Origin of the sequence: Pantoea eucrina, assembly GCF_020079945.1 — a bacterium.
In the GTDB taxonomy this organism is placed as follows: domain Bacteria; phylum Pseudomonadota; class Gammaproteobacteria; order Enterobacterales; family Enterobacteriaceae; genus Pantoea; species Pantoea eucrina.
In genome coordinates, this window is record NZ_CP083448.1 from 2,791,212 (window position 1) to 2,806,807 (window position 15,596).

General features: G+C 57.2%; 15 protein-coding genes. 3 read left to right on the forward strand and 12 right to left on the reverse strand.

Annotation, left to right across the window (positions count from 1 at the left end):
* Positions 1-84: 84 nt before the first annotated feature.
* Positions 85-1,086, forward strand: a complete 1,002-nt coding sequence (gene acuI, locus LAC65_RS13220) for an acrylyl-CoA reductase (NADPH) (protein ID WP_039380109.1) — start codon at positions 85-87, stop codon at positions 1,084-1,086.
* Positions 1,079-1,360 (forward strand): Rdx family protein, encoded by a 282-nt coding sequence (locus tag LAC65_RS13225; RefSeq protein WP_039380110.1) that lies wholly within the window; start codon positions 1,079-1,081, stop codon positions 1,358-1,360. The genes acuI and LAC65_RS13225 overlap by 8 nt, the downstream gene beginning before the upstream one ends.
* A gap of 34 nt (positions 1,361-1,394) precedes the next feature.
* Here LAC65_RS13225 and LAC65_RS13230 read toward each other — a convergent pair whose 3' ends face one another.
* The 6 genes from LAC65_RS13230 to LAC65_RS13255 form a co-directional block, all read right to left on the reverse strand.
* Positions 1,395-2,186, reverse strand: a complete 792-nt coding sequence (locus LAC65_RS13230) for a siderophore-interacting protein (protein ID WP_039380111.1) — start codon at positions 2,184-2,186, stop codon at positions 1,395-1,397.
* A gap of 160 nt (positions 2,187-2,346) precedes the next feature.
* The gene (locus LAC65_RS13235) at positions 2,347-2,490 is read right to left on the reverse strand and encodes a cytochrome P450 (protein ID WP_223811773.1); all 144 of its coding nucleotides are present in this window, start codon (positions 2,488-2,490) and stop codon (positions 2,347-2,349) included.
* Positions 2,491-2,740: 250 nt separating this feature from the next.
* A complete protein-coding gene (locus tag LAC65_RS13240; protein ID WP_039380113.1) occupies positions 2,741-3,607 on the reverse strand; it encodes a helix-turn-helix domain-containing protein in 867 nt (288 codons plus the stop codon).
* Between the two features lie 194 nt (positions 3,608-3,801).
* Complete coding sequence (locus tag LAC65_RS13245; protein ID WP_369826793.1) at positions 3,802-3,948, reverse strand: DUF2474 domain-containing protein; 147 nt, start codon at positions 3,946-3,948, stop codon at positions 3,802-3,804.
* Between the two features lie 22 nt (positions 3,949-3,970).
* Positions 3,971-4,975: a cytochrome d ubiquinol oxidase subunit II gene (cydB, locus tag LAC65_RS13250; protein WP_039380114.1), complete on the reverse strand. Its 1,005-nt coding sequence runs from the start codon at positions 4,973-4,975 to the stop codon at positions 3,971-3,973.
* On the reverse strand, positions 4,976-6,400 hold the full coding sequence (locus LAC65_RS13255; protein WP_039380115.1) for a cytochrome ubiquinol oxidase subunit I: 1,425 nt from the start codon (positions 6,398-6,400) through the stop codon (positions 4,976-4,978).
* Positions 6,401-7,232: 832 nt separating this feature from the next.
* On the opposite strand from LAC65_RS13255, the gene treF reads away from it, so the two are divergent.
* Positions 7,233-8,891 (forward strand): alpha,alpha-trehalase TreF, encoded by a 1,659-nt coding sequence (treF, locus tag LAC65_RS13260; protein ID WP_052246511.1) that lies wholly within the window; start codon positions 7,233-7,235, stop codon positions 8,889-8,891.
* A gap of 45 nt (positions 8,892-8,936) precedes the next feature.
* Here treF and LAC65_RS13265 read toward each other — a convergent pair whose 3' ends face one another.
* From LAC65_RS13265 to LAC65_RS13290, 6 genes are all read right to left on the reverse strand, one after another.
* Positions 8,937-9,761, reverse strand: coding sequence for an alpha/beta fold hydrolase (locus LAC65_RS13265; protein ID WP_039380117.1), 825 nt, complete (start codon positions 9,759-9,761; stop codon positions 8,937-8,939).
* 123 nt (positions 9,762-9,884) lie between these two features.
* A complete protein-coding gene (locus LAC65_RS13270; protein WP_039380118.1) occupies positions 9,885-10,856 on the reverse strand; it encodes a sensor domain-containing diguanylate cyclase in 972 nt (323 codons plus the stop codon).
* 1,672 nt (positions 10,857-12,528) lie between these two features.
* Positions 12,529-13,221: an amino acid ABC transporter permease gene (locus tag LAC65_RS13275; protein WP_039380119.1), complete on the reverse strand. Its 693-nt coding sequence runs from the start codon at positions 13,219-13,221 to the stop codon at positions 12,529-12,531.
* Positions 13,222-13,235: 14 nt separating this feature from the next.
* Entirely contained in the window at positions 13,236-13,922 is a 687-nt protein-coding gene (locus LAC65_RS13280) for an amino acid ABC transporter permease (RefSeq protein ID WP_200889504.1), read from the reverse strand.
* An 86-nt stretch (positions 13,923-14,008) separates the two neighbouring features.
* Entirely contained in the window at positions 14,009-14,824 is an 816-nt protein-coding gene (locus LAC65_RS13285) for a transporter substrate-binding domain-containing protein (protein ID WP_039380121.1), read from the reverse strand.
* A 20-nt stretch (positions 14,825-14,844) separates the two neighbouring features.
* Entirely contained in the window at positions 14,845-15,576 is a 732-nt protein-coding gene (locus LAC65_RS13290; RefSeq protein WP_224144788.1) for an amino acid ABC transporter ATP-binding protein, read from the reverse strand.
* Positions 15,577-15,596 lie beyond the last annotated feature (20 nt).

Here is a 15,596-nt window from a genome sequence, read left to right on the forward strand (position 1 = left end):
CGCCGGTCGCGATAATGGCATTTTTTGCTGCCGCTCACAATCAGGGGTACTATTGGCTGCACACTTCCCATCGCCGGAGGCGGCATGTTCAAAGCATTAGTCATTGAAAATGATGCGCAGGGGTATCGCACCTCCCTGCAGGATCTCTCCGAGCAACAGCTTCCCGATCGGGATGTTATCCTCGATATCAGCTACTCCACGCTGAATTACAAAGATGCGCTCGCCATCTGCAACAAAGGGCCGATCGTACGCCAGTTTCCCATGGTGCCAGGCATCGACTTTGTGGGCCGCGTGACCCACAGCCGCCATCCGGCGTGGCAGCAAAACGATCTGGCGCTGCTGACCGGCTGGGGCGTGGGTGAAAAGCACTGGGGAGGACTGGCGCAGAAAGCCAGCGTCTCCGGCGACTGGCTGGTCAGCGTGCCGGATGCGCTCAGTCCGCAGCAGACGATGGCGATAGGCACCGCCGGCTTTACCGCGATGCTCTGCGTGATGGCGCTGGAAAAACAGGGCATCACCCCGCAGCACGGCCCGGTGCTGGTAACGGGAGCCAGCGGCGGCGTAGGCAGTTTTGCGGTGAGACTGCTGGCTCGCCTGGGATATGAGGTGGTCGCCGCCAGCGGACGCACAGCTGAGCGCGACTACCTGTGCAATACGCTGGGCGCCACAGCGGTAATCGATCGTGCTGAACTCAGCGAACCGGGTAAACCGCTGGCAAAAGAGCGCTGGGCTGCCGCCATTGATACCGTGGGCAGCCATACGCTGGCCAACGTGCTGGCAGGGATGCGGCGCGACGGCGTGGTGGCCGCGTGCGGAATGGCGCAGGGACTGGATCTGCCGGGCAGCGTGGCCCCCTTTATTCTGCGCGGCGTCACGCTGACCGGTATCGATAGCGTCATGTGTCCGCAGCCGCTGCGCCAGCAGGTGTGGCAGCGGCTGGCAGAACAGGCCGACAGCGCGCTGCTGCAACAGATAACCCGCATCATCCCGCTCAGCGAAGCGCAGGAAGGTGCCAAACAGCTGCTGGCGGGCAACGTGCGCGGCCGGCTGATAGTGGATTGCCGTCAGGGAGTTAACGATGTCTAAGCCCGCGATTACCCTGCACTACTGCACCCAGTGCAACTGGATGCTGCGTTCAGCGTGGATGGCTCAGGAGCTGCTGCAGACGTTCAGCGACGATCTCAGCGCGGTCACGCTGCAGCCTGGTACCGGCGGCGTCTTTGAGATCAGCGTGGATGGTCAGGTTATCTGGGAGCGCAAACGCGACGGCGGTTTTCCGGATGCGGTCACGCTGAAACAGCGCGTGCGCGACTACTGCTGGCCGGATCGTTCGCTGGGTCATGCCGACAAACGGCGCTAGCGCCGCTCGCCGGCAGCGGGATATCTGCCGCTGCTTACTTTTCAGGTGACTTTTGATGCCAGTAGGCGACGGCGCGGACAAAGTCCGTATCCGCGCCGCGCTGCTGCGTAAAATAGTCGCTGAGCTGCTTCACCGCATTGCCTTCTCCGGTCAGCCAGACAAAATAGTCATCGCCGGTAAAATCGATGGCAGCCAGTTCTGCCGTCAGCTGCGCTGGCGTAGTGGTCGCCATACGGTTGCTGCCCAGCCAGTGGACGGTAACGCCCTCCATCTCTTCCAGATAGTCGTGTCCGATAGCGGCATCCGTAAACGCCAGCAGGTGAACGTGCTGCGCCTGCAGCTCCGCATAGCGCCGCTTAAAAGCAGGCAGCCCGGTTTCATCGCAGACATACACCTGGCAGGCGTAATCCACCGGCATAATGCAGGAGCCGCGCGGCCCGCCCATCGCGATCCGGTCGCCAGGCTTAGCCGCAGCTGCCCAGCCGCTCGCCACTCCGTCATCATGCATATAGAAATCGAGCGTCAGAGAGTCGACGCCGTTAAACGCCAGCGGCGTGTAGTCACGCGCGGCGGGACGCACGCCCTCAGGCCAGACGATGCCCTCTTCACTCAGCTGCGGCAGCGCAACATCGCAGCCCGGCCCGGAGGGAAAAAAGACTTTGATGTGATCGTCAAACGAGGGGGAATGAAAGCCTGCCAGATCGGCCCCGGTAAATACAATGCGCCAGAAGACGCCGGCAACACGGGTTTTGCTGGCTACCGTCAGATGACGAAAGCGCAGCTCATTACGCACTCGCTGCGGTGCACGACTCTTTTTCTGTGACAATTCACTTCTCCCGGCAGCGGCAGCAGCGCACTCCGCCTGTGCCGCCACGCTAAATTAATGTAAATAATTCTCATTACGTGGCGAAACGATAGCGGTGACCGCGCCGGGAAACAATGTCGAAAAATGCGGTTGCCGCATTAGCGGAGAGCGGCGGCAAGTGTCAGGCGTGCAGATCGCTGCAGCAGAGAGAAACGTTCTCACTGTTTTCATACTGAGGCAGTGCGTTATCACCCACAATTTCCTGCTGAGCACAGCGCTGCTGGTGCGGATGCAGGCCACCGGGGGGTGAAAATGGCTCAGCCATTTGCGCACCGGCCAGCGATGAAAAAACGGCAAGCGCCGCGGACAAGAACAACGGTAAAAGTCGCATGATAATTTAGGGTTTCATTTAAAGATCCGGAGCGGATCGGGAATGCAGAGAGCCATCCAGCCTGATGCTGCGCTGCCAGCACATGGCGCGGCAGGTCAGGCTTCGGAGCAGAATTTTACGCCGCTACCGGCGCAGGGTTTATAAAATTGTGCGGTTTGTCACATTTAGCCGCACAATTTGCTGATTATTCCAGTGCTACCGGAATATGAAAGGTGCCCTGCAGCAGCTGCGGCGTACTGTATTTCAAATCGAGCCTGAGCAGATCTTTACCGGGCCGGCGTGCCACGCCGAGCGCGGGCAGATGGTTGTAGTAAATCTCGGCGGTGAAGGCGTTGATCTCTTCCGGCGCGCCATGCCAGTCGATCTCTGCATACAGCCCGCTCTCGCCGGTCCAGTTCTGCACATGCTGCGGCAGAACGTCAGCGTGCTCACTCTCCAGCGCCTGAAACAGGCTGATATGCTGCTGATCGAGCGAGCTCACGCCGGGACTGAACTGAAAACCGAGCCAGCCGCGCGTGGCGTGCTGTCCGGCAAAGGCGATAAAGTCGCGTGTATGCTGCGCCACAATATGATTGTGATGGTCAATATATTCGCCAAAGCGGCACTCCCACTCCACCACCTCTCCACTCAGACGAATTTCCGGCTTCTCGGCGAGCCGTGTTTTAACCCACGGGCGCGGCGCAGAGATGCGGCTGTGAAAAGCTTTCATGCGCATTTCCGGAATACGACGATAGGCGCCAGGCGTCAGCGAGAAATGGCTTTTGAACACGCGGGTAAAATTTTGCTGATTGTCGAAGCCAAAACGTACGGCGATGTCGATCAGCGGCATGCTGGTTAAGCGAAGCGCCATAGCGGATAAAGTCAGGCGGCGTTTGCGCGTGTAGGAGGCCAGCGTCTGGCCGGTCATCTCCTTGAACATGCGCTGCATATGCCATTTGGAATAGCCTGATTTCAGGGTGATAAGATCGATATTAAGCTCATCGGTCAGGTTGGCTTCAATCCAGTCAACCAGGTCAGAGATATACTGCTTTTTCAGGTTCAGGCTAAGCATGGTTCTAATTGAATGAGTCAGGAAAGCGCGCGTTAATGCGTTATTTGTCACATAAATATAACAAAATCGCCTAACCAACGTAAGGAAGAGTAAAGGATCCGCTCAGGGCGGCGCACTAATTGCTTAGGTTACTAACTTTTTTTAACGCAAGGCGAGCGGCACGCTGTGCTGTGCCGCTCTGCTGCAGACAGATATTAATGCGAACGCATACCTGCCGCGGTCATCATCATACGAAACAGGGATGCCACCACGCCGAGTGCCAGCACGCTTGCACCATAGATGATCACCAGCCACATCACCCGCTTCCAGAGCGGCGCTTTGTGTTCAGTGTGCTGTTTCATGTTGCTGACCTCCGTTTGCATCTCAATGGTATCCTGCGTCAGCTTTGATTTTTCCGCGGAACACATAGTAGCTCCAGAAGGTATAGCCCAGAATCATCGGGATAATCAGCAGGCTGCCCACCAGCATAAAGGCCTGGCTCTGCGGCGGCGATGCCGCTTCCCAGATAGTTACGGATGGCGGAATAATGTTTGGCCAGACGCTGATGCCAAGCCCGGAGAAGCCGAGGAAAATCAGCGCCAGCGTCAGCAGGAACGGCGAATAGTGCGCCTCACGTTTGATGGCGCGCATGATCCCCCACGAGCAGAGCAGAACCAGTACCGGCACCGGCAGGAACCAGAACAGGTTTGGCCGGGTAAACCAGCGCTGCGAAATCGCTTCGTGAGCAAACGGCGTCCACAGGCTGATAATGCCGACTATCACCAGCAGCGCAATCACCAGCGGCGTAGCCAGCGCAGACATTTTACGGTGCAGTTCGTTTTCGGTTTTCATGATAAGCCAGGTGCAGCCCAGTAGCGCATAGGCCACGACCAGACCCACGCCGCAGAACAGCGGGAACGGGGCCAGCCAGTCCAGAGCTGAACCGGCAAACTCACGTCCTTTAACCGGGAAACCGTTGATCATCGCACCGACCGCCACGCCCTGGCTGAAGGTCGCCAGCAGCGAGCCGGCAATAAACGATTTATCCCAGAATGCACGATGCTCTTCGGTCGCCTTGAAGCGAAATTCAAACGCCACACCGCGGAAAATCAGGCCGATCAGCATAGCCGTCAGCGGGATCGCCAGTGCATCAGCGATCACCGCATAGGCGAGCGGAAAGGCACCATACAGCCCTGCTCCGCCCAGGACCAGCCAGGTTTCATTACCATCCCAGACCGGCGCCACGGTGTTAACCATCATGTCGCGCTCAACGGCATCTTTGTTAAACGGAAACAGAATACCGATGCCCAGGTCAAAGCCATCCATCACGATATACATCAGCGTGGCAAAGACGATGATGGCGAACCAGATAACGGAAAAATCGATCATTTATTTACCCTCCTGCGAAGCATCCAGGCTCTCATGTGCAGCAGAGAGCGGGCGCGCTGGCGTCTTATCCTGACCCGGACCACCGTGACGGACATCTTTCCCTTCACCGGTGTGCGGACCTTTTTTGATCAGGCGCATCATATAGACATAGCCCACGCCAAACACCGATGAGTAGACCAGGATAAAGGCCAGCAGGCTGATACTCATATGCAGGTCGCCATGCGCTGAAACCGCATCAATTGTGCGCTGCACGCCGTAAACCACCCACGGCTGACGTCCGATTTCAGTGGTGAACCAGCCAGCAAGGATAGCGATCAGGCCCGATGGTCCCATCAGCAGCGCAAACCACAGGAACGGTCGTGAGCTGTAAAGACGCTGTTTATAACGCAGCCACAGGCTGAACACGCCGAGCGTGATCATCAGCAGCCCCATCGCCACCATGACGCGGAACGACCAGAAGATCACCAGCGAATTAGGCCGATCCTCTTTCGGGAAGGTTTTCAGTGCCGGAACCTGTTTATCAAGACTGTGCGTCAGGATCAGGCTGCCGAGATAAGGAATTTCCAGCGCATACTTCGTACGCTCCTCTTCCATATCCGGAATACCAAACAGGATCAGCGGCGTGGCTTCACCCGGCGGGTTTTCCCAGTGTCCTTCAATGGCAGCAATTTTTGCCGGCTGATGCTCCAGCGTGTTCAGGCCGTGCGCATCGCCAATCATCGCCTGAATCGGAGCAACAATCAGCGCCATCCACAGCGCCATTGAGAACATCTTGCGGATCGCCGGGTTGTCATTGCCGCGCAGCAGATGCCATGCCCCGGACGCGCCCACAAAGAAGGCGCTGGCAAGGAATGCCGCCACCGACATATGGAACAGCCGATAAGGGAATGAGGGGTTAAACACAATTTTGAACCAGTCTTCCGGCACCACAATACCATTCTGGATGATGTAGCCCTGCGGCGTGTGCATCCAGCTGTTTGATGCGAGGATCCAGAACGTGGAGATCAGCGTACCTAACGCGACCATACAGGTGGCGAAGAAGTGCAGGCCTGGTCCGACGCGGTTCCAGCCAAACAGCATGACGCCGAGGAAGCCCGCCTCAAGGAAGAAGGCAGTCAGCACCTCATAGGTCAGCAGCGGACCGGTAATACTCCCGGCAAACTGCGAAAACCCGCTCCAGTTGGTCCCGAACTGATAGGCCATAACCAGACCTGAGACCACCCCCATACCGAAGTTCACCGCAAACACTTTCGACCAGAAGTGATAGAGATCGCGATAGGTTTCGTTACGGGTTTTCAGCCACATCCCCTCAAGCACTGCCAGAAAGCTGGCAAGCCCGATAGTGATGGCCGGGAAGATAATATGGAAGGAGACAGTAAACGCGAACTGTATCCTGGCCAGATGAAAAGCATCTAATCCAAACATTGCTTACCTCATTGCCACAAAATTACGCGGAATTTTTACTTATTATTAACAAAGATGGCGCACAGAATAATTTCTGCTACGCCGTCATCAATTCCCGCCAAATGTGAGAAACCGGCAGGAACAAACGGAAAAGTAGGAGTGAATAAAACTATACCAGTAAATCTTGATTAAGATCATTGTTTTTGCCAGAAACTATCTGTTTAAAATCACTGAGTTAAGGTTAATTATCCTGCTCTATTGTGACAATGTTGTTATTAAGCTTAGCGGCTGTAAAAGAGATTACTTCTTTAAGCAGTTCATTTGATTGTTAATTACGGTAACAACCAAAACGGCAGCCTGATGTTTGCGCCAGCGCAGTGTAAAAATTATTGCACGGCCGTTTTTTAGTTAAATTAAAATTAAAAAAAACCTGTTTATAGCGAAAGGTAATTAATAACGTTTTCGCTTAGCGCCTGCTCATCTGGCAAAAAATTTACCGCGGCGAGGTCCTGTGCAGATTCCGGATGTACAGACACCCGGATGGCTGTAACGCGTAAGTCGCGCACCGGGTGCAGAAAACAACCGCATAAATTGATCAAGAAAAAAGGGAGAGCGGCGCCTGAAATTGGCGATTTTCTTATTTGCAGATTAATCCGGTGCGCTTTCTGAAGGTATATTTAAGAAACACCTTAAATATCTTTAAATACAGGCCGTTGTTAATATTGCAAAAAAGGCAAAAACGGCGATCCATCGACAATATTTATTACGTTCATAGATATTTCGCATTGTTGTCTGCAACCGCGAACCCTCTATAATTTGTCTTTTGAGCAACCAGGAATTTCAGGAGGCCGTTATTAATACTAACCACCAGCCACGCCATGTGTTCGGGGAACACGAAGCCCATGCTGATCTGGAGTATCAATACGATCCTCATGAGTTCGTGCGTGAAGGCGCAGAGGATTCGGAGCCAGAACCTGAGCTGATTCAGGGACTGCCAGCACCGGATGCGCTGACGCCTGCCGATCGCTATCTGGAGATGTTTGAACACGTTCAGACCTCTCATATTTTTGTTGACAGCAAAACATTTCCCGACTGCGCGCCTAAATTCGATCCGCTGGATATTCTTATCCGCTATCGTCGCCGCAAACGGGCGGGCGATCTCGATCTGGAAAAGTTTATTCATGAGCACTTTTACCTGCCGCAGGTAAATGAGAGCTTTTATGTCTCAAATCCGGATAAAACGCTGAAAGAGCACATCGATGATCTGTGGCCGGTGCTGACAAAAATGCCTCAGCAGCATATGCCACACTCCTCGCTGCTGCCGCTGCCAAAACCTTACGTGGTACCCGGCGGCCGCTTTGGCGAAACCTATTACTGGGACTCCTATTTCAGCATGCTGGGGCTGGCTGATGCCGGACGTGACGATCTGCTGCGTCATATGGCGGACAATTTTGCCTGGCTGATCGATAACTACGGTCATATTCCTAACGGAAACCGTACTTACTATCTCAGCCGCTCGCAGCCACCGGTATTTGCCCTGATGGTGGAGCTGTTTGAAGAGGATGGCATTCGCGGTGCCAAACGCTACCTTGACCAGCTGATGAAAGAGTATCAGTTCTGGATGGATGGCGCAGGTGAGCTGATGCCGCATCAGGCTTATCGTCACGTTGTGCGCATGCCCGACGGCTCTCTGCTCAACCGCTACTGGGACGATCGCGACACACCGCGTGATGAATCCTGGGTGGAAGATGTGGAGACGGCCAGCAAGTCGAGCCGTCCGGCCAGTGAGGTTTACCGCGATCTGCGCGCCGGTGCTGCATCCGGCTGGGATTACTCTTCACGCTGGCTACGCGATCCGCAGCGACTGGCGAGTATCCGTACTACGCAGTTTATCCCGGTCGATCTCAATGCGTTTCTCTACAAGCTGGAGCTGATGATCTCCACGCTATCGCACGCCCGGGGCGAAGAGCTGACGGCGCTGGCGTGGCAGAAAAAAGCGGATGCGCGCAAGCAGGCGATTAACCGTTACCTCTGGGATACCACCGCAGGCGTTTATCGTGACTACGACTGGCGCAACGAGCGGTTTGGCGCCTTTACTGCCGCTGCGGTTGTACCGCTGTTCCTCGGCCTCGCTTCGCCTGAGCAGGCGCATCTGCAGGCGATTGCGCTGCGCCAGCTGCTGCTGACGCAGGGCGGACTGCTGACCTCGATGGTCGAGAGCGGCGAGCAGTGGGACGCGCCTAACGCCTGGGCACCGCTGCAGTGGATGGCCGTAGTGGGACTGAATCATTACGGTGAAGAGACGCTGGCCACTGAGATTGCGGTGAACTGGCTGACGACGGTGAAAAACTTCTACTCGCTGCATCACAAGCTGGTTGAGAAATATGATATCAGCGGCGATCGCGCGCGTCCGGGCGGCGGCGGCGAATATCCGCTGCAGGACGGTTTTGGCTGGACCAACGGCGTGACGCGTCGTCTGCTGACGATGTATGGTCATCTGCTGGCAGATTAACTCTGCCCTGCAGTTCAGAGGAGGTCGCCCGCAGGCGACCTTTTTTTATTTCTGCTGCTGCAAAAAGGCGAGCAGGTCGGCGTTGAGTCGATCCTGATGAGTAACAGCAAAGCCGTGCGGTGCATTGTCATACACTTTCAGCTGTGAATGTTTAATCATCTCATGCGCCAGCTTGCCGGTCGCCTCAAAGGGTACGACCTGATCGTTACTGCCGTGGATCACCAGCGTGGGCACATCGACTTTAGCGATATCATCCCGGAAGTCCGTCTCTGCAAACGCCGTAACGCAGTCGATAGTCGCTTTCAGCGAAGCGAGCAACGCGATATTGAGCGTCTGGGTCAGCACCCCGTCTGAAACCTGCTGTCCGGCATTCAGACCATAAAACGGCGTGGCAAAATCGCTGATGAACTGCGCACGGTCCTGACGTAATCCCGCCCTGATATCATCAAAGACCGCCTGTTCCGGGCCTTCCGGATGATCCGCTTTCCGGCCAAACACCGGCGTCACGGCACCCAGCAGCACCAGCGATTTTACTTTTGCGCTGCCGTAGCGGCCAATGTAGCGCGTGACATCGCCTCCGCCCATTGAAAACCCTACCAGCGTAATCTCTTCCAGCTGGAGATGTTCGATCAGGTCATGGATATCATCAGCGAAGGTATCGTAGTTATACCCTTTCCACGGCTGCTCTGAGCGGCCAAAACCGCGACGGTCAAACGCGATAACCCGATAGCCCCGCTCCGCGAGGAAAGTCAGCTGGCTGTCCCACATATCCGCATCCAGCGGCCAGCCGTGGCTGAACAGCACTGGCTGGCCGCTGCCCCAGTCTTTAAACCAGAGCGTAACGCCATCTTTAGTCTGAAAGGTGCTCATCTCATTCTCCGTGTGTGGCCGATAACAGGCAGTTTTATTGCCGGCAGAGATCGCTGCAGCAATAATCACAGACAAGTTTAGGCGCATTACGCGAACAGGGGTGACAGCGGATGCGTTTAATAATTAAATGTCGCGTCTCTCCTGCCCGGAGGCAGCAAGCCTTATCCCCTGTTTTCCGTTACGCTTCACCTGATACATCGCCTCGTCCGCCCGTTTCAGCGCATCATCAAAGCTCTCTTTTGCCCGTACCTGAGCCACCCCGATTGAAGCGCCAATCTGTGCGAGACCGTTGTCGACATCAAACGGCTGCAGCGCCGCCTCCAGCACCGCCTGCGCCAGAATCCGCACTTTAGGGTAGTCGATCAGGAATGGCATCAGCAGCACAAACTCATCACCGCCGAGTCTGCCTGCCAGCACCACAGGCGGCAGAGCGTCCAGCATCCGCTGGCTGAGCTGGATCAGCACTTCATCACCGCTGCGATGACCGAGCGTATCATTGACGTGTTTGAAGTTGTCCAGATCGATAAACGCCACACAGAGCGGCCCTCCGGCCTGCATCTGCGCAAACTGAACGGAGAGCGCATGGCGATTGGCGAGACCCGTCAGCGGATCGTGATGCGCCAGCAGCGCAAGCTGAGCCTCATAATTTTTCTCTTTGGTCATATCGATATGCGTACCGGTCACACGCAGCGGATTACCCGCCGCATCCCACTCGCTGACGCGACCGCGGTCCAGCACCCAGGTAATTTTGCCATTTTTGCCAATCATGCGGTGCAGCGCCTCATACCACGGTGCCCGCCCTTCGATATGGTCGTAAAACGCCCGCAGCACCTCATCAGCATCTTCCGGATGCAGGCACTCCCGCCAGGCATCAAACCGCGCTTTGGTCTCTTTCGGCTGAAAGCCGAGCATCGCCCCCCAGCGCCGGTTGAATATCACCAGTTTGCCGCTGGGAATGTCCAGCTGCCACAGGCAGAGTCCGGTGCCATCCAGCGCAGCGCTGAGTTTATTGCGCGCATCATGCGCAATGCGCTTCAGGCGCGCGTTGTGTTTTTTCAGGTTCTGGATCTGCTGACGCAGGGCTTCTTCAGACATAGTCAATTACGGTGAGAAAATAAACGCTATTTTGCCTGCCCTGAATTTTCTGTAAACAGACGAGGTGAAAAGCCGACGAGTTTCGGAAAATTGTCCCAACCGCAGAAGTAATGGCGCATTATCGGCCAGTTTTCAGTTTGCTTTGTCTGTTGGGGCTGGGCGCGAAGCAGCGCGGGGCTGAGAAAATAGCGCGGAGCTTTGCGCTGAGCAGCGCGAGGCTGGGTGCGGCAGCGCGAGGCTGGGTGCGGCAGCGCGCGGCACTGAGAGGTTCCGCCCGCCAGGCTTCTGGCAGTTTCAGCGGCGCTTGCGCACGCGGACGGGCTAAGGGGCGGGTGGGCGCGCCCCTTAGCAATCCGCGCCCCGCGCCGTCCTCGCGAATTCCCGGACTTATCCCTCCGGCCTTAACGGACCGCGCGGATTCGCTCCTGCTCAGCCCGCGCTCTCGCCGGCATCCTGCCGGCTCGCCCTGGCCGTCACTCTGCGCCCGGCGCTGCGGATAGCGCCCCCTTCCCGCCTGCACATTCATTTTTTCATTCTTAAAAGGTTGCAGGGTCTGAACCTGCGAACAAAATCCACAGCCATAAAAAAAACCAGGAAAGAGAAAAAAGTGGAAGCCGGGGGAAGCGCCATCCGGGTCCGCCGAGGGAGGGCACGGTTCCGGGATGAGCCGACAGGACGTCGGCGAAAGGGCGCGGTGAGCAGGAGCGAATAGCGCCCGGTCCCAGGGAAGCGGGCGTGAGCGAGGGAACCGCGCAGCGGCGGGCGGGGCTGGCGCAGGGCCGGGGAGTGCAGAGGGCGTGGCCAGGCGCCCTCTGCCCGGTCGCCGTGCCGGGGCAAAGGCTGCTGCCACGGCTGACGGCGAACGGAACCGGCCCCGGGGCAGCAGCACGCGGCTGTGCGCTAAGCAGCGCGCGGCACCGGGGGGGTTCCGCCCGCCAGGCTTCTGGCAGTTTCAGCGGCGCTCCCGCACGCGGACGGGCTAAGGGGCGGGTGGGCGCGCCCCTTAGCAATCCGCGCCCCGCGCCGTCCTCGCGAATTCCCGGACTTATCCCTCCGGCCTTAACGGACCGCGCGGATTCGCTCCTGCTCAGCCCGCGCTCTCGCCGGCGTCCTGCCGGCTCGCCCTGGCCGTCACTCTGCGCCCGGCGCTGCGGATGGCGCCCCCCTCCCCGCCTGCAAATTCTTCATTTTGTTTTTTTTAAATTTGGTCTGGTGTGCGCTGAAGCTTTCCGACAGGACCGTCAGCCATAAAACACATGTGAAAGGAAAAAAGCGCAAACCACCAGAACCCACCGCCATCAAAAAAGCCCAGGAAAGAGAAAAAATCAGAAGGCGGGGGAAGCGCCATTCGGGTCCGCCGAGGGAGGGCACGGTTCCGGGATGAGCCGACAGGACGTCGGTGAAAGGGCGCGGTGAGCAGGAGCGAATGGCGGCCGGTCCCCGGGAAGCGGGCGTGAGCGAGGGAACCGCGCAGCGGCGGACGGGGCTGGCGCAGGGCCGGGGAGTGCAGAGGGCGCGGCCAGGCGCCCTCTGCCCGGTCGCCGTACCGGGGCAAAGGCTGCTGCCACGGCTGACGGCGAACGGAACCGGCCCCGTGCCCCTGTGGCGAACGGAACCAGTCCCGTGCCCCACGCCCCCGTGGCGAACAGAACCGGCGCCAGCCTCCTCTCTCTCAGGTCCTGACGCGCAACCGCGCTTCAATCATATCGGCGACCTTGGTCACCACCCACGCAATCACCATATAAAATACCACGGCAATCAGGAACGCTTCGAGATAGTAGAAGTTCAGCGCCGCCGTCAGCTGCGCCTGCGCAAAGATATCCACTACTTCGATAGCAAAGGCGAGCGACAGCGCTTTCATAATCACCATAAAGGCGTTGGCCAGATCCGGGATCGCCGCCACGATGATTTGCGGGAACATCACGCGCCGGAACAGCTGGCCACCGCTGTAACCCAGCGACAGCGCGGCATCGGACTGGCCGCTGTCAAACGAGTTCAGCGCCCCTTTCCACACTTCTGCCTGAAACGCCGCTACGCATGCGCTCAGCGCGACGATGATAATCACCCAGTTAGGCAGCGAGTGAGCATTCACCTCAACGTTAAACAGCGTAGCGAAGAAATGCAGCGCGGATGGCAGACCGTAGTAGGCGAGAAAAATCACCACCACCATCGGCACGCCTTTAAAGGCAATTTTGTAAACCATCACCAGCTGACGCAGTAGCGGAATACGCTGATGCTCAATATATGCAAACAGCCCGCCCAGCAGCGTGGAACAGATAAACACCGTTACCGCCATCAGCAGCGTAACCGGCACCGCATCCAGAATGCTCCAGAAATCGGGCAGTAGTACTTCAGTATCAAACATGCGCGCTCTCCTGCTCAGACGCTGGCGGTCAGCTTGACGCGCGCCGTTTTGGCGCTGTACTTCGCATGACGCTGTTCAAAGAAACGAATAATCAGCCAGGCGACCAGACAGAGCAGCGAATAGATCACCGCAAGCACCAGATAGGTACCAAACTGATACTGGTTATAATCGCGCTCCATAATCAGATGCGCCGTCGCCATGACATCAGCGGCACCGATATACATCACCAGCGCAACGTTATGGATCAGGTAAATTATCGCGTTACCATAGCCCGGCAGCGCAAAGTGCACCGCCTGCGGTCCTACCACGCGCAGCATCTTGTGACGAAAGCCGTAACCCAGGCTGTCCGCCGCATCGTGCTGACCGCGCTCTACCGCCAGAAACGCCGGGCGCATCACTTCGGAGAGATAGCCGCCGTGATAGAAGCTCAGGCCAATCATGGCGGCCAGATTAGGTGAAACAAAATCCGTAAAGCCGAGCTGCTGCGTAATCAGCGGCAGGCCGTAGAAAGCGACAAACAGCTGCAGAACCACCGGCACGCTGCGCGCATAAGAGACGTACAGATCGGCCAGCTGGCTGACCAGCGGAATACGACGGATGCGGAAAAGCGTCGTGATGAGCGCCAGAACAAAGCCAGCCAGCATCGCAACAAACATAATACCGAGCGTCAGCGGCAGCGCTGACAGCAGCTCGGGGATCATGGCGGATAGATTCACGGTGAAACACTCCTGCTTACTATAGAGCCGCGCCTGCCAGAGAGCCGGCGCGGTATCTGCTTGTGAATCCGTTACTGCATATATTTCGTGACGTCTTCACCAAACCACTTCTGCGCCAGCTTATCCAGCGTACCGTCCGCCTTAAGATCCTGCAGCGCCTTTGTAATGTCCTGACTCAGCGCCTGATTCTCTGCCGAACGATGCAGCAGCACATAGGTGTTGTTGATCGCCACCGGTTCGCTCGCTTTGATAGCCAGTTTCTGGTTATCAATGACCGTCTGCTCGCCGAGGTTTGATGGCAGGATCAGCGCGTCATACTTGCCGTTCTGCACCTCTTTCAGGCGATCCGGATAGGGCACGCCAGCACTGGAGGCTTTAATGGCGATCTTGTCGTTCGGATTATCCTGCTGCCACTGCGTCACAAATTTGTAGACGCCACCGCCAGCGGTCACCGGGACAACCTTTTTGCCCACCAGATCTTTCATGCCCTGAATGGTGCTGTCGCTGCGGCTGTAGATCTTCATCAGGCTGGCACCCATCGGTGCATCCGGGATCAGGAACTGCTTGCTACGCGCCGGGGCCTTATAGTAGCCGCCGGTTGCCATATCATATTTGCCGGTCGCCAGCCCGGTCTCCTGAGCGATATCCGCGGCGCCTTCCATCACAAATTTGTACTGCGGCAGTCTGGCATTAATCGCTTTCAGCACGTCGGGCTCATAGCCCTGCGGCTCATGACCAATCGCGCCCCAGGAGAGCGGCTTGGACTCTGCAGCGGTAGCGATTTTGATGGTGCGAACCGCATCGGCAAAGCTGCTGCCGCTGACCAGCGCCAGTGCGATGATGCCAGGCGCGGCCAGGCGACGTAATGTTGTTTTAAGTGCAGGCATGATCTTGATTCCTCTGATTATTAGAATATGCGTTCTGAGCTGAGAAACTGGGCAAGGCGCGGCAGGGTCGGGTTTTCAAACATCTCTGCCGGCGTACCCTGCGCGGCGACCACCCCCTGATCCATAAACACAATGCGGTTAGAGACGCTTTTCGCAAACTGCATCTCATGCGTGACCAGCAGCGAGGTGATGCCTGAGGAGGTGACATCTTTGATTACCTTCAGCACCTCACCCACCAGCTCCGGATCCAGCGAAGAGGTCGGTTCATCAAACAGAATGACCTCCGGCCGCACCGCCAGTGCGCGGGCAATGCCGGTGCGCTGCAGCTGTCCGCCAGATAGCTGGGAAGGATAGTGATCGGCTTTCGCGCCGAGTCCGACCCGCTCCAGCTCCTCAAGCGCGATGGTCCGCGCCTCCTGGCGGCTTTTGCGCTGGATCACGATCAGCGGATCCATCACATTCTCCAGCACCGTCATGTTCTTAAAGACGTTGAACTGCTGAAATACCATCGCGGTACGCAGGCGGATCGCCTGGATCGCCGCTTTATCGGGTTTGCGATAATCCATGCGGATCTGATCGAGCGCGATCGTTCCGGCTGTGGGCTTTGCCAGATAATTAATGCAGCGCAGCAGCGTGGTTTTACCGGTGCCGCTTGGCCCGATAATCGACACCACATCGCCCCGCTTTACCGTCAGATCGACCCCTTTCAGAATCGGGTTGTTACCATAGGCGAGCGTAGGTGATGCTGCCAACTTACTGATTTAGTGTATGA

What these genes read in the sequence shown, in the direction of transcription:
- LAC65_RS13285 (WP_039380121.1), bottom strand. Translation starts at nt 14,824, where the DNA reads ATGCCTGCACTTAAAACAACATTACGTCGCCTGGCCGCGCCTGGCATC.
- LAC65_RS13240 (WP_039380113.1), bottom strand. Translation starts at nt 3,607, where the DNA reads ATGCTTAGCCTGAACCTGAAAAAGCAGTATATCTCTGACCTGGTTGAC.
- LAC65_RS13280 (WP_200889504.1), bottom strand. Translation starts at nt 13,922, where the DNA reads ATGATCCCCGAGCTGCTGTCAGCGCTGCCGCTGACGCTCGGTATTATG.
- LAC65_RS13265 (WP_039380117.1), bottom strand. Translation starts at nt 9,761, where the DNA reads ATGAGCACCTTTCAGACTAAAGATGGCGTTACGCTCTGGTTTAAAGAC.
- LAC65_RS13275 (WP_039380119.1), bottom strand. Translation starts at nt 13,221, where the DNA reads ATGTTTGATACTGAAGTACTACTGCCCGATTTCTGGAGCATTCTGGAT.
- LAC65_RS13235 (WP_223811773.1), bottom strand. Translation starts at nt 2,490, where the DNA reads ATGGCTGAGCCATTTTCACCCCCCGGTGGCCTGCATCCGCACCAGCAG.
- LAC65_RS13270 (WP_039380118.1), bottom strand. Translation starts at nt 10,856, where the DNA reads ATGTCTGAAGAAGCCCTGCGTCAGCAGATCCAGAACCTGAAAAAACAC.
- LAC65_RS13245 (WP_369826793.1), bottom strand. Translation starts at nt 3,948, where the DNA reads ATGAAACAGCACACTGAACACAAAGCGCCGCTCTGGAAGCGGGTGATG.
- LAC65_RS13255 (WP_039380115.1), bottom strand. Translation starts at nt 6,400, where the DNA reads ATGTTTGGATTAGATGCTTTTCATCTGGCCAGGATACAGTTCGCGTTT.
- acuI (WP_039380109.1), top strand. Translation starts at nt 85, where the DNA reads ATGTTCAAAGCATTAGTCATTGAAAATGATGCGCAGGGGTATCGCACC.
- cydB (WP_039380114.1), bottom strand. Translation starts at nt 4,975, where the DNA reads ATGATCGATTTTTCCGTTATCTGGTTCGCCATCATCGTCTTTGCCACG.
- LAC65_RS13225 (WP_039380110.1), top strand. Translation starts at nt 1,079, where the DNA reads ATGTCTAAGCCCGCGATTACCCTGCACTACTGCACCCAGTGCAACTGG.